This is a genomic window from Bradyrhizobium sp. LTSP857 (assembly GCF_000938285.1).
Lineage (GTDB): Bacteria > Pseudomonadota > Alphaproteobacteria > Rhizobiales > Xanthobacteraceae > Bradyrhizobium.
Genome location: NZ_JYMS01000007.1, coordinates 42,060 through 59,073, shown reverse-complemented (window position 1 = coordinate 59,073; position 17,014 = coordinate 42,060). Strand labels below are relative to the sequence as shown.

18 protein-coding genes are annotated in these 17,014 nt (G+C 63.7%); 12 read left to right on the top strand and 6 right to left on the bottom strand.

Annotated elements, in window-relative coordinates:
* Positions 1-47: 47 nt before the first annotated feature.
* Positions 48-815: an outer membrane protein gene (locus UP06_RS01800; protein ID WP_044999991.1), complete on the bottom strand. Its 768-nt coding sequence runs from the start codon at positions 813-815 to the stop codon at positions 48-50.
* A 175-nt stretch (positions 816-990) separates the two neighbouring features.
* Between UP06_RS01800 and UP06_RS01795 the strand changes: the two genes are divergently transcribed.
* Positions 991-1,581, top strand: coding sequence for a class I SAM-dependent methyltransferase (locus UP06_RS01795; RefSeq protein WP_044999990.1), 591 nt, complete (start codon positions 991-993; stop codon positions 1,579-1,581).
* 18 nt (positions 1,582-1,599) lie between these two features.
* Here UP06_RS01795 and UP06_RS01790 read toward each other — a convergent pair whose 3' ends face one another.
* Together UP06_RS01790 and UP06_RS01785 are read right to left on the bottom strand one after the other, a co-directional pair.
* Positions 1,600-1,998, bottom strand: coding sequence for an MAPEG family protein (locus tag UP06_RS01790; protein ID WP_044999989.1), 399 nt, complete (start codon positions 1,996-1,998; stop codon positions 1,600-1,602).
* Between the two features lie 58 nt (positions 1,999-2,056).
* The gene (locus tag UP06_RS01785) at positions 2,057-3,862 is read right to left on the bottom strand and encodes a PHA/PHB synthase family protein (protein WP_044999988.1); all 1,806 of its coding nucleotides are present in this window, start codon (positions 3,860-3,862) and stop codon (positions 2,057-2,059) included.
* 251 nt (positions 3,863-4,113) lie between these two features.
* Here UP06_RS01785 and UP06_RS01780 point away from each other — a divergent pair, with 251 nt between their 5' ends.
* The 8 genes from UP06_RS01780 (at position 4,114) to UP06_RS01740 (ending at position 11,626) form a co-directional block, all read left to right on the top strand.
* Entirely contained in the window at positions 4,114-4,389 is a 276-nt protein-coding gene (locus tag UP06_RS01780) for a hypothetical protein (RefSeq protein WP_044999987.1), read from the top strand.
* A 243-nt stretch (positions 4,390-4,632) separates the two neighbouring features.
* Positions 4,633-5,853: an LL-diaminopimelate aminotransferase gene (locus UP06_RS01775; protein WP_044999986.1), complete on the top strand. Its 1,221-nt coding sequence runs from the start codon at positions 4,633-4,635 to the stop codon at positions 5,851-5,853.
* Between the two features lie 29 nt (positions 5,854-5,882).
* Complete coding sequence (locus UP06_RS01770) at positions 5,883-7,199, top strand: homoserine dehydrogenase (protein ID WP_044999985.1); 1,317 nt, start codon at positions 5,883-5,885, stop codon at positions 7,197-7,199.
* An 87-nt stretch (positions 7,200-7,286) separates the two neighbouring features.
* Positions 7,287-8,288: a class II fructose-bisphosphatase gene (gene glpX, locus UP06_RS01765; protein WP_044999984.1), complete on the top strand. Its 1,002-nt coding sequence runs from the start codon at positions 7,287-7,289 to the stop codon at positions 8,286-8,288.
* Between the two features lie 137 nt (positions 8,289-8,425).
* A complete protein-coding gene (locus UP06_RS01760) occupies positions 8,426-9,145 on the top strand; it encodes a haloacid dehalogenase type II (protein ID WP_044999983.1) in 720 nt (239 codons plus the stop codon).
* Positions 9,146-9,202: 57 nt separating this feature from the next.
* Complete coding sequence (locus tag UP06_RS01755) at positions 9,203-9,748, top strand: hypothetical protein (protein ID WP_156162708.1); 546 nt, start codon at positions 9,203-9,205, stop codon at positions 9,746-9,748.
* Positions 9,749-9,809: 61 nt separating this feature from the next.
* The gene (locus UP06_RS01750) at positions 9,810-10,364 is read left to right on the top strand and encodes a hypothetical protein (RefSeq protein WP_044999981.1); all 555 of its coding nucleotides are present in this window, start codon (positions 9,810-9,812) and stop codon (positions 10,362-10,364) included.
* A gap of 503 nt (positions 10,365-10,867) precedes the next feature.
* Positions 10,868-11,626: a sulfite exporter TauE/SafE family protein gene (locus tag UP06_RS01740; protein WP_044999979.1), complete on the top strand. Its 759-nt coding sequence runs from the start codon at positions 10,868-10,870 to the stop codon at positions 11,624-11,626.
* A gap of 19 nt (positions 11,627-11,645) precedes the next feature.
* Here UP06_RS01740 and UP06_RS01735 read toward each other — a convergent pair whose 3' ends face one another.
* Complete coding sequence (locus UP06_RS01735; RefSeq protein WP_044999978.1) at positions 11,646-12,521, bottom strand: ABC transporter substrate-binding protein; 876 nt, start codon at positions 12,519-12,521, stop codon at positions 11,646-11,648.
* 98 nt (positions 12,522-12,619) lie between these two features.
* Here UP06_RS01735 and UP06_RS01730 point away from each other — a divergent pair, with 98 nt between their 5' ends.
* The gene (locus tag UP06_RS01730; RefSeq protein ID WP_197087102.1) at positions 12,620-13,546 is read left to right on the top strand and encodes a LysR family transcriptional regulator; all 927 of its coding nucleotides are present in this window, start codon (positions 12,620-12,622) and stop codon (positions 13,544-13,546) included.
* Positions 13,547-13,575: 29 nt separating this feature from the next.
* On the opposite strand, the gene UP06_RS01725 is transcribed toward UP06_RS01730, so the two are convergent.
* A complete protein-coding gene (locus UP06_RS01725; protein WP_044999976.1) occupies positions 13,576-14,553 on the bottom strand; it encodes a LysR family transcriptional regulator in 978 nt (325 codons plus the stop codon).
* Between the two features lie 125 nt (positions 14,554-14,678).
* Between UP06_RS01725 and UP06_RS01720 the strand changes: the two genes are divergently transcribed.
* Positions 14,679-15,368 carry an alpha/beta hydrolase gene (locus tag UP06_RS01720; protein WP_044999975.1) on the top strand — a complete coding sequence of 230 codons (690 nt, stop codon included), beginning with the start codon at positions 14,679-14,681 and terminating at the stop codon, positions 15,366-15,368.
* Between the two features lie 59 nt (positions 15,369-15,427).
* Here the strand turns inward: UP06_RS01720 and UP06_RS01715 are convergent, their stop codons facing one another.
* Positions 15,428-16,093 (bottom strand): GntR family transcriptional regulator, encoded by a 666-nt coding sequence (locus UP06_RS01715; RefSeq protein ID WP_044999974.1) that lies wholly within the window; start codon positions 16,091-16,093, stop codon positions 15,428-15,430.
* 115 nt (positions 16,094-16,208) lie between these two features.
* Between UP06_RS01715 and UP06_RS01710 the strand changes: the two genes are divergently transcribed.
* Entirely contained in the window at positions 16,209-17,006 is a 798-nt protein-coding gene (locus UP06_RS01710; protein WP_044999973.1) for an enoyl-CoA hydratase/isomerase family protein, read from the top strand.
* The last annotated feature ends 8 nt before the right edge of the window (positions 17,007-17,014 follow it).

Here is a 17,014-nt window from a genome sequence, read left to right as displayed (position 1 = left end):
CTTTCTGGGTCCCGGCTCGCGCTTCGGCGCGTCCGGGACACCAAGCCTCAGTACTTCGCGATGACCGGGCCGCCGAAGCGGTAGTTGATGCGGGCGGTGATCAGGTCAACGTCCTGGCCGATGCGGTCGGTGCGCGAGAACGTGCCGACAGGTGCCAGCGCACCATTGGCTGTGAGGGTGACGTCGTGGCGCCCCATGAACATGTGGTCGTATTCGAGGCCAACCGACCAGTTCGAGGTAAAGCCGTATTCGAAGCCGACGCCGACCGCACCGCCCCATCGGGTCTCGTTGGCACCATCGAACTCGGCCCCGGCCAAACCACCCGTGCCGATGCCGCGGTAACGATCGCTGGTAACGGCGGCGCCGCCCTTCACATAGAGCAGCGCATTGTTCCAGGCGTAGCCGACCTGGCCGGTGAACAGGCCGAAGGCGTCGACGCGGGTGCGGTTCGCGACGCCGAGCACCGTGCTCGCATTCCGGCCCGAGAGGTCGGCCCAGTCACCCTGAGCCTCGAGGCCGAACACGAAGGCGCTGCTCTGCCAGCGATAGCCGATCTGCCCGCCGGCGACGGCGCCCGTCGCATCATGGCAGCCTTCGGCGACGCCAGGCGCGAAGCCCACGGTCTGATCCCAGCACTTGTGCGACGAGCCATAGCCGCCGTTGGCGCCGATGTAGAAGCCGCTCCAGTTATAGACGGCGGCGATCATCGGCGGCGCCTTGGTGTAAGGACGAGCGGCGAGGTCGGCTGCGTTGGCCTGGGTCGCGGCGGTTGCCAGCGAAAGCGCGCCGAGCGCGGATACAATCTTCCAATTCATGTCTGTTCCGAATCAATCAATTGCGATGCGCAAATATACCTGTGGAGGCGTGACAACCTGTACTGGCAAGCTGTCGCACCGGTCTGTTTTTGCCGCAGTGTTATCTGTCGGCAACAGTTGCGGCTGATGATGGGTAGCCGGCAGAGCAGGGCTGCGCTCCGGAGCGAGTGACACCATGGACGAGACCACGCTGCAATTCTATCGGAGCAACGCCCAGTCCTATGCAGACTGGGCGAAGGCGCCCTCGACGCGGCTGCGGGGCTTTCTCGCTTTGCTGCCGCCCGGTGGCGTGATCCTGGAGCTCGGCTGCGGTGCCGGCAATCATTCGGCGGTGATGCTGGCTGAAGGTTTCTCGGTGCGTGCGACCGACGGTTCGCCGGAAATGGCCGAGATCGCCGCGGGCCGGCTCGGTCATCCCGTCGAGGCGATGCGGTTCGACGAACTGGATGCGCAACAGGCCTATGACGGCGTCTGGGCAAGCGCCTGTCTGCTGCACGTGCCGCGCGACGAGCTCGCCGGCATCCTTGCTCGGATTCATCGCGCCCTCAAACCGTCAGGCGTGTTTTACGCCAGCTACAAGATGGGCGAGAGCGATGGGCGGGACAGCTTGGGGCGGTACTACAACTATGCATCGCCCGAGTGGCTGGAAGCGACCTACGCCAGTGCGGGCCCCTGGATCACGCTGACGTCGGAGACCTCCGTCATCCAGAGTTTCGACCAGACGCCAGCCGACATGCTGAATCTGGTCGTTCGCAAGCCGGCCTGATGCCGGCATCGCCCAATCCTAGACGATCTTGAATATCGCCAGCGCCAGCACGGCCTGGGCGAGGAAGCCGACGGTGAAGGCCAGTGTGCGGAACACCGGGACGCCGAGCGCATAGACGATCAGATGCGCGACGCGGGACCAGAAATAGACCGCGCAGGCGAGCACCGTCCATTTCGAGGAGTAATCGATCGCGTTCAGGATCAGCACCAGCGGCGCGAACAGCACGAGGTTCTCGACCGCGTTGTCATGCGCGAACATCAGCCGGTTCGCCCACTCCGATTGCGGCTTGTCGCTGCGCGAGGGGTTGGCCATCGCGCCACCGAGCCCCCGAATCTGACAGCGATTGATGGTGTAGGGAACCCAGAGGATTCCGGTCAGGATCACCGTACACGTCAGCCAGAACAATTCGCGCGTCATAGTCCGGTCCCCTCCAAAATCGATGTCGTGAGCTTATACGAAAGCGCGCGCCGTTGCGCTATGCGCGAACCCTGACATAGCTGCCGGGCGCGTCCTCTATCGGGGGCAGCGCCTCGCTGCCGACGCTCCGCGCCGGGACCTCCTCCGGATCGAGCCCGCCCAGCCATTCGCGCCAGTCCGGCCACCACGAGCCCTTGTGCTCGACCGCGCCCTTCATCCAGTCTGCGACGCTGACGTCCTTGATGTTGTCGTTGGTCCAGTACTGGTACTTGTTCGAGGCGGGCGGATTGACCACGCCTGCGATGTGGCCGGAGCCGGACAGTACATATTTCACCGGGCCGCCGAAGAACTGCGAGCCGTACAGCACCGATTCCGCCGGCGCGATGTGATCCTCGCGGGTGGCGAGGTTGTAGACGGGCACCATGACCTTGGAGAGATCGAGCAGGGTGTTGTCGAGTACCATCGTGCCCGTCGACAACCGGTTCTCCAGATAGCAATTGCGCAGATAATAGGAATGGTTCGACGCGGTCATGCGGGTTGCGTCCGAATTCCAGTGCAACAGGTCGAATGCGCTCGGCTGCTTGCCTTTCAGATAGTTGCTGACGACGTAGGACCAGATCAAATCGTTGGAGCGCAGCATGTTGAAGGCCATCGCCATCTTCGAGCCTTCGAGCACGCCGGACGCCTTCATGTCCTGCTCGAGCGAGGCGATCTGCTCCTCGTCGACGAAGACCAGGAGATCGCCGGCATGGGTGAAGTCGACTTGCGCTGCAAAGAACGTCGCCGAGGTGACGCGCTGGCGGCGCTTCTCGGCGAGCCAGGCCAGCGTGGTCGCGAGCATCGTGCCGCCGACGCAATAGCCGGCCGTGTGCACCTTCATCTCGCCGGTGATCCGCTCGATCACGTCCATCGCCGTGAGCGGGCCTTCCTTCATGTAGTCTTCCCAGCTCTTGGTGCCGAGCCGCTTGTCGGGATTGACCCATGAGATCACGAACACGGTGATGCCCTGGTCGACGCACCACTTGATGTAGGATTTTTCCGGCTTGAGATCGAGGATGTAGAACTTGTTGATCCAGGGCGGGATGATCAGCAGCGGCGTGCGCAGCACGCTCTCCGTCGCCGGCGAATACTGGATCAGCTGCATCATCTCGTTCTGGTAGATCACCTTGCCCGGCGTCGTCGCCATGTTGACGCCGACGACGAGATTGTCCGGATTGGACTGGCGGATCTTCAGCATGCCCTTGCCGGCCGCGATGTCCTCGGCCAGCATCGTCAGGCCGCGCGCGAGATTCTCGCCGCTGCTTGCGACCGTCTCGCGCAGCACCTCCGGATTGGTCAGCACGAAATTCGACGGCGAGATCGCGTTGGTGACCTGCAGCATGTAAAATTCGGCCTTGCGGCGGGTCTGCGGATCGAGCTCGGCGTCGTGCACCAGCTCCTGTGCCCATTTGGCTGTGAGCAGATAGAGCTGCATCATGAAATCGAAGAACTGGTTCGACTTCCATTCCGGATCGGCAAAGCGCTTGTCGCGCGGCGAGGGCGCGATCGCGGGAGCAGCGTCCTGGCCGGCCATCCGCCGCGCCGCCGAACCCCAGAGGTCGAGATAATCCTTGGCGAGCTTGGTCTGGAGGTCGGACGAGCGCGATGTATCCGACAGCCAGTATTCGGCGACCGACGTGAAGGTCTTGACGACTTCGGTCAGCTCGGCTGGCGGACGATCCTGTACCTCGCCGCTTTCGCGCGGCTTCAGATACGCGGCGAGCGCCTTGCCGCCGCTCTCCATGGCCCGCGCGACATTCATCGCGAAGGCTTCCGCATCGAACTTCGTCTCGGACTTGGGCATGTCGGTGGTGGCGGTACTCATGAGCAGAACAGTAACGATTCATTCTGTATTCGTCACCGCGAAGCTCGCATGTTTGGCGCTAAACACGCGCGAAGATGTGCTGCACTGCGACAAAGCTTCTTGGTTTTGTCACAATCGGGGTGCACCCCTTGGGCGTGGGCCTTGGATGTTTTCTCGCTCGTACCATTTGTGGGCAGCAATGGTTTGAGCTTGGGCAGGGTGTTGGGTTAAGCTCCAGCAGCCGTGCATGGGACGAGTAGGGGATTTCCCAAGTGTTGGCGTTGTGGGACCTGCAAAAGTCGCTGCCGATCTGCGGCGCGCTGCTGATCGCGGCGCTCGCGTTGGGCGGCTGCTCGAGTCAGCTCGCGGACATGACACCCACCGATGCGCAAGCGCATCCCAAGGACCCCAACGCCTATTTGCCGGTGCACGACCTGCCGCCGGATCGTGATCAAGCGATCATTCCGCCCGACCAGCGCGCCAAGATCGAGGCAGAGCTGGCCGCCGCCCGCGACCGTCAGGCCGTGGCCGCCAAGGATGCCAAGTAAGGATGCCAAGTAAAGGCGCCGCAAGGTAATCGCTGGCGCCCCCGCCACTCCGTGCTAAAAAGACCTCAATTTAGCCGAGAGTCAGAGCGAAGGACTTCAGTCCCTGTCGCCGAAAATCACTTCAACTATTTGATTTTGAGTGATTTTTACGAAAGGGCCGAGGCCTCTCCGAAGGTCCGTCGCGGCCTTTCGATTCTGCCCTGACCGGGTTGCCCGGAGCCGCAAGAACCGATGTCTGGACCCATGGAAGATTTTTACCGCATCCGCCGCCTTCCGCCTTACGTGTTCGAGCAGGTTAACCGGGCCAAGGCGGCCGCGCGGAATGCCGGCGCCGACATCATCGACCTCGGCATGGGCAACCCGGATCTGCCGGCGCCGCCGCATGTGCTGGAGAAGCTCAAGGAGACGCTGGGCAAGCCGCGCACCGACCGCTACTCGGCCTCCCGGGGCATCCCCGGCCTGCGCCGGGCTCAGGCCGCCTATTATGAGCGCCGCTTCGGTGTGAAGCTCAACCCCGACACTCAGGTCGTTGCGACGCTCGGCTCCAAGGAGGGCTTTGCCAACGTGGCGCAGGCGATCACCGCGCCTGGCGACGTCGTGCTCTGTCCGAACCCGAGCTACCCGATTCATGCCTTCGGCTTTTTGATGGCAGGCGGCGTGATCCGCTCGGTGCCCTCGGAGCCGACGCCGCAATTCTTCGAGGCGGTGGAGCGGGCGATCGTGCATTCGATCCCGAAGCCGCTTGCGCTGGTCGTCTGCTATCCCTCGAACCCGACCGCCTATGTCGCGAGCCTCGACTTCTACAAGGACCTCGTCGCGTTCGCGAAGAAGCACGAGATACTGATCCTGTCCGATCTCGCTTATGCCGAGGTCTATTTCGACGAGAGCAACCCGCCGCCCTCGGTGCTCCAGGTGCCCGGCGCGATCGACGTCACCGTCGAATTCACCTCGATGTCGAAGACCTATTCGATGGCCGGCTGGCGCATGGGTTTTGCAGTCGGCAATGAGCGCGTGATCGCAGCGCTCGCCCGCGTCAAATCCTATCTCGACTACGGCGCCTTCACGCCGGTGCAGGTCGCCGCGACCGCTGCGTTGAACGGTCCTGACGATTGCATCAAGGAGATGCGCGACACCTATCGCAAGCGCCGCGAGGCGCTGGTGGAGTCCTTTGGCCGGGCCGGCTGGGAGATCCCGCCGCCGGATGCCTCGATGTTCGCCTGGGCGCCGCTGCCGGAGGCGTTCCGCAGCGTCGGCAGCATGCAATTCGCAACCTTGATGGTGGAGAAATCCGGCGTCGTGGTGTCGCCCGGCGTCGGCTTCGGCGAGCATGGTGAAGGATATGTCCGCATCGCCATGGTGGAAAACGAGCAACGGATCAGGCAGGCCGCGCGCGGCGTGCGCCGCTTCCTTGAAAGCGGCATCGAAACGTTGCACAACGTCGTTCCGCTCGCCAACCGGCGTTAATTCTCTTCGACAGGTTTTCGCAAAGCATCATGGTCGCACCCCTGAAAGTGGGCATAGCGGGGCTCGGCACCGTGGGCGCCGAAGTTGTCCGATTGATTGAAACGCAAGCCCGCGTGCTCGCGGGCCGCAGCGGCCGGGGCATTCGCGTCGTCGCCGTCACCGCGCGCTCGAAGGCGAAGAAACGCGGCATCGACCTGCGCGGCGTCGAATGGGTCAAGGATCCCTTGGCGCTCGCAACCCATCCCGGCATCGACTGTTTCGTCGAGCTGATGGGCGGCGCTGGCGATCCCGCGCTGTCGGCGGTCGAGGCTGCGCTGAATGCCGGAAAGTCTGTCGTCACCGCCAACAAGGCGCTGCTCGCCAAGCACGGCTTGAAGCTCGCCAAGGCCGCCGAAAAACACGGCGGCGCGCTGAATTTCGAGGCAGCGGTCGGCGCTGCGATCCCCGTCATCAAGACGTTACGCGAGGGTCTTGCGGGAACCGGCATCAACCGCGTCTACGGCATCCTCAACGGCACCTGTAATTACATCCTGACGCGGATGGAGCAGGAGGGCCTGTCCTTCGCGGAATGCCTGAAGGACGCGCAGCGGCTCGGCTATGCCGAGGCCAATCCGTCCTTCGACGTCGACGGCCACGATACCGCGCAAAAACTTGCCATTCTCGCCAGCCTCGCTTTCGGCACGAAAGTTGCTCAAAGTGCGGTGTATGTCGAAGGTATCTCCTCCATCGCGCCGGAAGATCTGCGCGCCGCTGACGATCTCGGTTACCGGCTCAAGCTGCTTGGCGTTGCGGTTCGCACTGCCAAGGGCATCGAGCAGCGCGTGCACCCGACCATGGTTCCAAAATCCTCCTCGATCGCGCAGGTGATGGGTGTCACCAATGCGGTCACCATTGATGGCGAGGGCATTCCGCCGATCACGCTGGTCGGCCCCGGTGCAGGCGGAGCTGCGACCGCATCTGCCGTCGTCGCCGATATCGCTGACGTCGCGCGCGGCATCCGCGCCAATCCGTTCGGCCGGCCGATCTCGCATCTGCGCGACACCAAGAAGGCGCCAATGGAGCGCCACGAGGGCGGCTACTATATCCGCCTTTTGGCGCGCGATTTCCCGGGCACGGCGGCCGCGATCGCGACCCGGCTTGCGGAACAGAAGATTTCGATCGAGTCGATCGTGCAGCGTCATCCCAATGGCGGCGCTGCGCCGGCAGATGGCAAGGCGGTGCCCGTGCCCGTCATCCTGATCACCTATGCGACGCATGAGGACGCGGTGCGCCGCGCACTCGCAGCCGTGCAGCGCGACAAGGTGATCAGCGGACGACCGCAGGTGATCCGGATCGAGAAGAACTAGAGCATCAACACCACGGTTCGAACGAACCGCGATGTTGCGAATTGATGCGGCGAACGTCCGCCGAGAGCAGTTGAAGGAGTTAGCCAGATGTCGACCCATATTTCAGTCCCGCCGCAAGCATTGCTCGAGCGCATTCTCACGCTGGAGATCGTGCGCGTGACGGAGCGGGCGGCGGTGTCCTCGGCGCGGCTGCGCGGGCACGGCAACGAGAAGGCGGCCGACCAGGCCGCGGTGGACGCGATGCGGCGCGAGTTGAACAAGCTGCCGATCGAGGGCACCATCGTGATCGGCGAGGGCGAGCGCGACGAGGCGCCGATGCTCTTCATCGGCGAGAAGGTCGGCATGAACGCCGGCCCGAAGGTCGACATCGCGGTCGACCCGCTCGAAGGCACCACGCTGTGCGCCAAGAACATGCCGGGCTCGATCGCCACCATGGCGATGGCCGACGGCGGCACGCTGCTGCACGCGCCCGACGTCTACATGCAGAAGCTCGCGGTCGGCCCAGGCTATGCCAAGGGCGTCGTCGAGCTCGACGCCACGCCGGCGGAAAACGTCCGCCGCCTCGCCAAGGCCAAGGGCGTCACGGCGGAGGGGATCACCGTGCTGGTGCTCGATCGTCCGCGCCATGCCAGCATCATCGAGAGCGTGCGCTCGACCGGCGCTGCCGTGCGCCTCATCACCGACGGCGACGTCGCCGGCGTGATCCACTGCGCTGACCCCGATAACACCGGCGTCGACATGTATCTCGGCACCGGCGGTGCGCCGGAAGGCGTGCTCGCGGCCGTGGCGCTGCGCTGCATCGGCGGCCAGATGCAGTGCCGGCTGATCCTCGACTCCGACGAGAAGCGCGAGCGCGCTGCCAAGATGGGTGTCAACGATCCCAAGATGATCTACGGCATCGAGGACATGGCGCGGGGCGACTGCCTGTTCGCCGCCACCGGCGTCACCACGGGCTCGCTGCTGTCAGGCGTGAAATTCCGCAAGGACGGCGTGATCGAGACCGAGACGGTCGTGATGCGCTCCGTCACCGGCACCGTGCGCTACATCAAGGCCGAGCACCGCGAGCTCGCCAAGTTCCATTTGGATTGACGTCTGCCGTCATTCCGGGGCTCGCGAAGCGAGAGCCCGGAATCTATCGGGCAGCAGAGTCTGAGGTGAAATGGATTCCGGGCTCGATGCTACGCATCGCCCCGGAATGACAACAAGAATAATCAGGGGAAGCTCCCATGTCCGATCTCACCGCCGTCAAAGCCCTCGTGTTCGACGTGTTCGGCACCGTCGTGGACTGGCGCACCAGCCTGATTGCCGATTTGATGTGGTGGGGCAAGGGCCGCGGCATCACCGCCGACTGGACCGCTTTGGTCGATGGCTGGCGCGGCATGTACATGGCCGCCATGGATGACGTGCGTAACCACCCCGAGCGCGGCTATGTCATCCTCGACGTCCTGCACCGCCGCTCGCTGGACAGGCTGGTCGAGAAGTTTGCGATCAAGGGTTTGACCGAGGCTGACCTCGACTACATCACCAAGGGCTGGCATCGCCTGCATCCCTGGCCCGACAGCGTCGCCGGCCTGACGCGGCTGAAGACGAAATTCGTGATCTCGCCGCTGTCGAACGGCAACGTTGGGCTGCTCACCAACATGGCGAAGTTTGCGGGTCTCCCGTGGGACCTCGTCATGTCGGCCGAGCTGTTCGAGCACTACAAGCCCGATCCCGAAACCTATCTCGGCGCCGCCCGGCTGCTCGGCCTCAAGCCCGAAGAGGTCATGATGGTCGCGGCGCACAATTACGATCTCAAGGCGGCGCAGAGCCATGGCCTGAAGACCGCCTTCGTCGCGCGCCCGACCGAGTACGGCCCACTGCAAAAGATCGATTTTGAAGCCACTGGCAACTGGGACATCGTCGCCAGGGATTTTGGCGGCGTCGCCGACAAGCTCGGGTGCTGACAGCGTGACAAACGGTCGGCTGCGATCAGGGATGCAGGTAAGAACAAGAGGTGCTTGTTGGCCTCCCCATCGCCGGTCCTGCAAGTCCTGGTCGCGGCGGCGGTGACCGCCGGCACGATCGCTCTCATCGCGTGGGGACTTCGGCGAGCGAAGCCGAATGTGCTCAGCGATACCGCAGGAGCAATCGAGCCGGAGAGAATGACCGCCTGGCTCACCGTTATCGGCGGTTGCGCCCTGTCGCTGGCCGGTTTCTACGGCGTCCTGTTTCATGAAGCCGGCTGGGGAGGGCTGGTGACGGTATTGCTGGGGCTTGGTGTTGCCGGCTTCATGTCGCCATCGCTCACATCCGTCCACAAGGTGACGTGGGACGATGAGTCGATTGAAGGTCCCTCGAACCTGTTTGGTCCCACGCTGGGGTTGCGAAGAACGAGAATGCTTTGGGGCGATATTGCGAGAACGGGAACGACGATGACCGGTTACTGGTTCGTCGAAAGCCGCGACGGCCGACGGGTTTATTGGAGTTTTCTCTACAAGGGCCACGGCGCTCTCGCCGCAGTTCTTCACGGGAAGCGGCCCGATCTGGAGCTTTCTGCTTTTCAATGATGACCGCCTGCTGCATCCACGATGCGCTGCCTCCTGAGCTTGTGGGATAGAGGGCAACCGAATGAACCGATCCACGTCCATCACCGCAGCCGTTGCGATCAGCACCTATATCCTGGCCAAGGATAGCAACCGTCCTCAATTGATGAAGCACGCCTTCGCGGAGGACTGCGAGCTGGAAATGGTCGTCAAGACTGACGCCATCTCGTTTCCGAGCTCGGCAAAGGGGCTGGCGCAAATCACAGAGGTGCTGGTCACCGGCTTCGGCGACCAGTACGAGAATGTGCGCACGTTTTGCCTGTCCCGTCCCAATGCAGGCTACCGGCCGCAGTTCCGTTGTGACTGGCTGGTCGGGATGTCGGCGCGGCAGGGCGGTGCCGTTCGCGTCGGATGCGGACACTATGACTGGGGTTTTGCGTCCGCCGATGATGGGCGCGTGACGAAGCTCGTGATCGACATCGAGGTGATGTGCGTGCTTCCGGTCGCGGACTCGGAGCCGATCATGCAGTGGCTGGCGGCGTTGCCCTATCCATGGTGCTCGGACGTGCAGGCCCGCGAGCGCATTCCGGATATCGACGCGTTGCGCCCGATTGAGCGCTTCCTTGGCGGACGGACATGATAAGCGGCCATCCCTGCGGATGACGAGCGCCTGACGCCGCGCCTGCCTGCGCGGGGTCGTGGTCGTCAGATGCGTGCACAGCAGCAAGACCGTGACCTCGCTCAGCTCCACCGGACCGCCACGCCTCGCGGTGGGCGGGCTGCTGCCCGAAGTGAGGGGAACATGCCCCAAGCCCCCGATCCCGAACGCAGGTCAATATTGCACCGAGTACAATGTTCTTATTGTACCGAATAAAAGCTCGGATCATATTCTGGAGCAAGGAGCAAATTGCACCGGGAGAACTCGGTGGCAATGGAGCGACGACGATGCACCTGAGTTATTTCGATCTGTTTCTGGCGTTCCTTGGATTGACCTTCGGGCTGCCCTCGGCGCTGCCCGGCCTGTTTTTCCAGAGCAAGGACGGTCGGCACCCGAGGTCGTAGGCGGACTGATGGCGCCATCCGAACGAGCGTGACGGACTTCTACGTGACGGACTTGGACGTGACGGACTTGGAGACGCGCACATGGAATTGACGGTCACCACAGTCCTGATCGCCTTTGCCGGCGTGTTCCTGATCTGCTTCATGAAGGGCGCGTTCGGTGGCGGCTTCTCGATCGTCGGCATTCCGCTGCTGTCGGTCGTGATGGACCCGGTGACTGCCGGCGGCCTGCTGGCGCCGCTGTTCATCGCGATGGACCTGTTCGCGCTGCGCTACTGGAAGCCCTCGACCTGGTCGAAACCGGACCTCGTGCTGCTGCTGCCCGGGCTCGTGGTCGGCATCGCGCTTGGCTATCTCCTGTTCCGCGTGCTCGATCATCGCGCGGTCGCGATCGTGATGGCGGTCGTCACCTTGATCTTTGTCGGCCTGTGGTTCGTGAGCGACCCGAAGGTGACCATTCGTCCGCGTTCGACGCCGAAGGCGGTCGCAGCCGGTCTCGCCTCGGGCGTCACCACCATGGTGGCGCATTCCGGAGGACCGCCGCTGGCGATGTATCTGCTGCCGCTCGGCCTCAGCAAGGAGGTCTACGCGGGAACGACGAGCCTGTTCTTCACCGTCGGCAATGCGACCAAGGCGGTGCCGTGGCTGCTGCTGGTGCGGCCGGCCGGCAACGTCTGGATCGTGATGGCAGTGTGCCTGCTCGCCATTCCAAGCGGCGTCTGGCTCGGCTGGCGGCTGCACGGAAGGCTCGACCAGCAGCAGATCTACCGGACCTGCTACGGCTTGCTGGTCGTGACGGCATTGAAGCTCCTGTGGGACGGTGTGTCCGGCTATCTCGCGTGACGCACGCTTGCGCCGACGCTCAAATCCCGCCGAATGCGACCGTCGCCTTGTCGTAGGCGCCATCGCCCATCGTGCCGGCTTCGAAGATGCCGTGCTTCTCGATCCAGTCGAACGACTGTTCGTAGACCTCGCGGGAATAGGGTTCGAACACGATCCGCTCGCCGGGCCCCCAGCGCCGCGTATCCATCGTCGCGTGAAAACGCTCCGGAAACTCGTTCTTGTAGTAGTGGGTGTAGAGCTCCGGCCGCATATCGATGTCGCGCTGGGCTTTCTTCAGCGCGCGGAAATAGCGCTTGATGTCCTCGGGCGCCGGATCGCCATTGATCATGGACGCGATCATGAAGGTCGTGTCGATGATCTTGCGATAGCCGAGCTGCTCGGCGAAATAATAGGGGCCGTTGAACAGCGCGGCGGCCTCGCTCTTGCCCTCGAACAGCAGCTCCATCCTGCGAAACAGCATGCCGTCTTCGAAGGTCAGGTTGATCTGCCCGGGCGCCAGATAGGGTTCGAGTGCCTGGATGGTCGAATAGTGGCTGCCTGACTGGAAGCCGACCGAAATCGGCACGCCGGCGAGATCCGAAGGCGTGCGGATCTTCGAATCCGCCGGAACGAAGATGCCCGACGGCGCGACCGAGTAGACGTCTGCGTAAAGCTTGGCGTGGCCGTTCGAGGCGGCGACGTTGACGGTCCAGTGGCAGGCGCAACTGACGTCGGCTTTGCGTCCCTTCTCGATGCTCTGGAAGGCGCCTTCATTGACCTTGTTGTGGTGCTGGCCTTCGGTCGAGCGGATCAGCTCGCGAAATTCGTAGTCGAGCCCTTCGTCGCGGAAGTAGCCCTTCTCCTCGGCCACCCATTCCTGAAGGCGGAAATGCGATTCGATGACGAATTTGGTCATTGGCGTTCCTCCGTGTTCGCGTGGCCGTTCGGCCGTTCGATTGACTGGAGGATAGCAAACAGCCAAGCTCAATCCATAGCTCAAGGGGAATGTTTCATATGTCAAAAATGGAATCTTCCGGGATCGACTTCCGCGACCTGAGGGTGCTCGACGCGCTGATCCGCGAAGGCAGCATCACGCGTGCTGCCGTGAGCCTCGAAACAACGCAGCCGGCCGTCAGCAAATTGCTGGCCCGATTGCGCCTGCGCTTCGACGATCCCCTGTTCGTGCGACGCGGCAGCGGGGTGCAGCCGACGGCGCGGGCTGTCGAGATGGCCTCGCAGGTCCGCGCCTTGCTCGAGATGGCCGACATGCTGTGGCAGGAGCGGCTGCCGTTCGACCCGTGCAAATCGGAGAAGATCTTCAGCCTGCTTTTGACCGACGTCGGCATGGTGCGATTCCTGCCGCCTCTGGTCGCCCGTCTTGCGGAGCTCGCGCCGCGCATTCAGGTGCGCGCGATCCCGCTCGATTCCCGACACTTTGCGCTCAAGCTTGAATCGGGGGAGGCGGACCTCGCGCTCGGCGCCTTGCCGCGGGCGGCGGGGCATCTTCGCTCCCAGCGGCTCTATTCCGACGGCTATGCCAGTGTGGTGCGGCGAGGGCACCCGAGGCCGGCGCAAGCACGTACGCGCCGGGGATTTCTCGACGAGCAGCATATTCTGATCACCGCGTCCGAGACCGGGCATGCGGCCCATCTCGAGACCCAGCGCGTGCTGACACGCGCGATCGCCCGCGCCAACATCCTGTTGCAGGTGCCGAGCTTCATCGCGGGCGCGCTCGTGGCCTCGCAAACCGATGGCGTCGCAACCTTGCCCGCCAATCTGGCCGCCATCGTCGCCGAACCGCTCGGGATGACCGTGTTCAAGACGCCGGTCGCGCTGCCGCGCATCGAGATCGCGCAATATTGGCATGAGCGTTATCACCGCGACCCCGCTCACCGCTGGCTGCGCTCGATCACGCTCGGCTTGTTCGGAAATCGCGCCTAGCTGAAGCTCTTGCGGCATGGCGTGTCCGGCTATCTCGCCTGAGATATCCGCTGCACGGACGCACTGCTGGCATTCGACTTGGCGACTTTGCGGCTGCATTCGATGAAGCGCTCCGCAAGCGGCGTCAGCGTCCGGTTTTTGACCGTGACGATGCCGATCGGCGAGGGTGGCGACGACATCTCGATCGGCAAGGCCTTGATATGCAGTCGCATCCGCTTGCCGCCAAAACGCACGACAGACGCCGGAACGAGACCCAGCCAGCGGCCGCTTTCGATCAGGCGCAGGTGAAGATGCAGCGACATCGTCAGGACGTGTGCGGATGGCACCTCAAGACCGTTGCTGCGGAAGACCTCTTCGTGCAGTGACCTTGCCAGACTGCCAGGTTGTGCCAGCACCCATGGCTCTCCGATCAGATCGGCAAGCTTGAGCTTGCGCCGCTTGGCCCAGCGGCTCTCGGCTCCCGCGACGATGATATTGGGCTCGTCAAGCAACGGCTCGGCAACCAGGTCCGGCTCGGTCATCGTGGCGGGAAGCCGCCCGAACACCAGCTCCGCCTCCCGATTGCGCAGATTGTGGTACTGCTGAACGGCGATGTTTTCGTGCAGCACGTGAAGCACCGCGCGCGGAAAATCCTGCGTGAACTGCTCGATGATCGCCGGAAGCAGGCCCGCGTCCGTCACGATTGACGAGCCGATACGCAGCTCGCCTGCGTCCGGTTGCTTGATGAATTCGATCTGCTGCAACCCCTTGCGGATCTCGTCGAACACGGCGACGCCGGACTCGAGCAGTGCGCGACCGTAATGCGTCGGCTCGACACCGGCGACGCTGCGGTCGAACAGTTTTACGCCCAGCGTCTGCTCCAGCTCCGAGACCGTCTTGGATACGACCGGATAGGACACGGCCAGCTCTTCCGCCGCCCGGGTCATGCTGCCGGCCTCCGCGACGGCGAGCACGATGTGGAAGTCGCGCAGCTTGACGCGGCGGCCGATCCGATCCGTCCACTTCATCAGGCACCTAGCTAAATGGTTAGGGGTATCCGCATAAAACGGAACTAATCAGCTATAGCGAAATCAGGCAAGAAGAACCCGCGAAATTCAAGCGCTCCGGCGCAACAACCCGAAAGCAAACTGTCATGGCTGAGATCTCAACACCCACAATCGTCCTCGTTCACGGCGGCTTCGTCGATGGCGCAGGCTGGGAAGGCGTCTACAACATTCTCAGGAAGGACGGCCTCGACGTCAGCATCGTGCAAAATCCGACCACATCGCTCGCGGACGACGTCGCCGCGACCCGCCAGATCATCGCGCAGGCCAAGGGGCCGGTCGTGCTGGTCGGTCACTCCTACGGCGGCGTGGTGATCACGGAAGCCGGCAACGACCCGAAGGTGTCCAAGCTCGTCTACATCGCGGCCTTCGCGGCGGACAAGGGCGAGTCTGTGGCTTCCCTGATCAAGGACCCGCCGCCCGGCGCTGCCGTGCCGCCGATCCTGCCGCCCCAGGACGGCTACCTGTTCCTCGACAGGGCAAAGTTCGCGGCCTCGTTCGCAGCAGACGTCGAGCCGGCAAAGGCGGCGTTCATGGCAGACTCGCAGGTGCCGTGGGGCTTGAAGGCGTTGGAAGGAGCCGTCACCGAAGCTGCCTGGCGGACAAAGCCGAGCTGGTACCTGGTTGCGACCGACGACCACATGATCCCTCCGCCGGCTCAGCAGTTCATGGCCAAGCGCGCCGGCGCCACCGTGGTCGAAAGCAAGGGAAGTCACGCGGTCTATGTGTCGCGTCCGGAAGCGGTCGCCGCGATCATCAAGAGCGCCGCACTCGCCTGATGCAGTGACGACACCTGCCGCCGGCCGAGCCGGCGGCAGAGCCAAGGCAGCAGGACGGCTCACGCGATCCGCAGCGTGAGCTCGCTTCCTTCCGTCTCGGCAAACCCCGCCTGCAACACCTCTTCACGCTTGTGCCGCAGATGCGCACGCAGGATGTGCGAGAGGCCGAGGCCATCGCGGCGCTGGAGCGCGTTCAGGATCGCTTCGTGCTCGCTGACGGCGAACGCCCAGCGCTGCGGCGTCATCGGCGTCACATAGCGCGCGCGGCGGATGCGCGCGGTCACGGAGGCGTAGAGCCCGGTCAGCGCCGGATTTCCGGCTGCGGTGACGATGGCCTCGTGAATGGCGCGGTTGCCGCGATAATACTGGATCAGGTCGCGCTCGCGATAATGTTGCACCATCTCCGCATGCGTGGCGGCGATCTCAGCGATCCCGGCGTCAGTGATGCGCTCGCAGGCGAGCTCGCCGGCCAGCGCCTCGAGGCCCTGGCAGACCTCGAACAAATCGCGCATGTCCTTGTCGGTCAGCTTGGCCGCGCGCGAGCCGCGATGCGGCAAGAGCTGCACGAGGCCCTCGGCAGCAAGCACCTTGAGGGCTTCGCGTAGCGGCGTGCGCGAGATCTGGAGCCGGTCGCACAGCTCGCGCTCGGGGATCCGCGCGCCCGGCGGGATTTCGCCGTCGAGCAGAATGTCGCGGATGCGGCCGACGACCTCTTCATGAAGCATGGGATCGGGTCCAGTTTGAATTCAAAATAGAATTTAATCGCGCTTCAATGCAAGTTCCAGCTTGATAATATCATGTTTTGCATTCAAAAATGAAAAAAACAGAAGAGGTAGGGACATGGATCAGGAAGCCGCAGGGGCAGAAGACCTCGTTTTCGAGGTTGAGGACGGCATCGGGCGGATCACTTTCAACCGCCCGCAGGCGCGCAATGCCTTCACCTTCGCCATGTACGAGCGGCTCGCCGAGATCTGCGAAGAGGCCAATGGCGATCACGCGATCAAGGTGCTCGTGCTGCGCGGCGCGGGCGACAAGGCCTTCGCGTCTGGCACCGACATCAACCAGTTCCGCGAATTCAAGACACCGCAGGACGCGATCGACTACGAGAACCGGATCGATCGGGTGCTGACCACGCTCGAGCAATGCCGGGTGCCGACGATCGCGGCGATCAACGGCTTCTGCACCGGCGGAGGGGCGGGCATTGCCGCCGCCTGCGACCTGCGCATCGGCACGAAAAGCGCCAAAATCGGATTTCCCATCGCGCGAACGCTCGGCAATTGCCTGTCGATGTCCAATGTCAGCCGTCTCACCGCGCTGATCGGCGCCGCGCGCGTCAAGGATTTGATCTTCACCGCGCGTCTCGTCGAGGCCGCGGAGGCCGCACATGTCGGGTTGCTCGGCGAGGTCGTCGAGGATGGCGCGGCGCTCGACCGCCGTGCCGAGGATGTCGCCCGGCTCTTGGCCAGCCACGCGCCGCTGACGCTGAATGCGACCAAGCAGGCGGTGGCCCGCCTGCAAAAGCGGCTGACGCGAGATGAGGGCGAAGACCTCATCCTGATGTGCTACACGAGCCAGGATTTTCGCGAAGGGCTCGAAGCTTTCCTCAACAAGCGCGCTCCGCAGTGGCGCGGCCGATAGGACAGGCC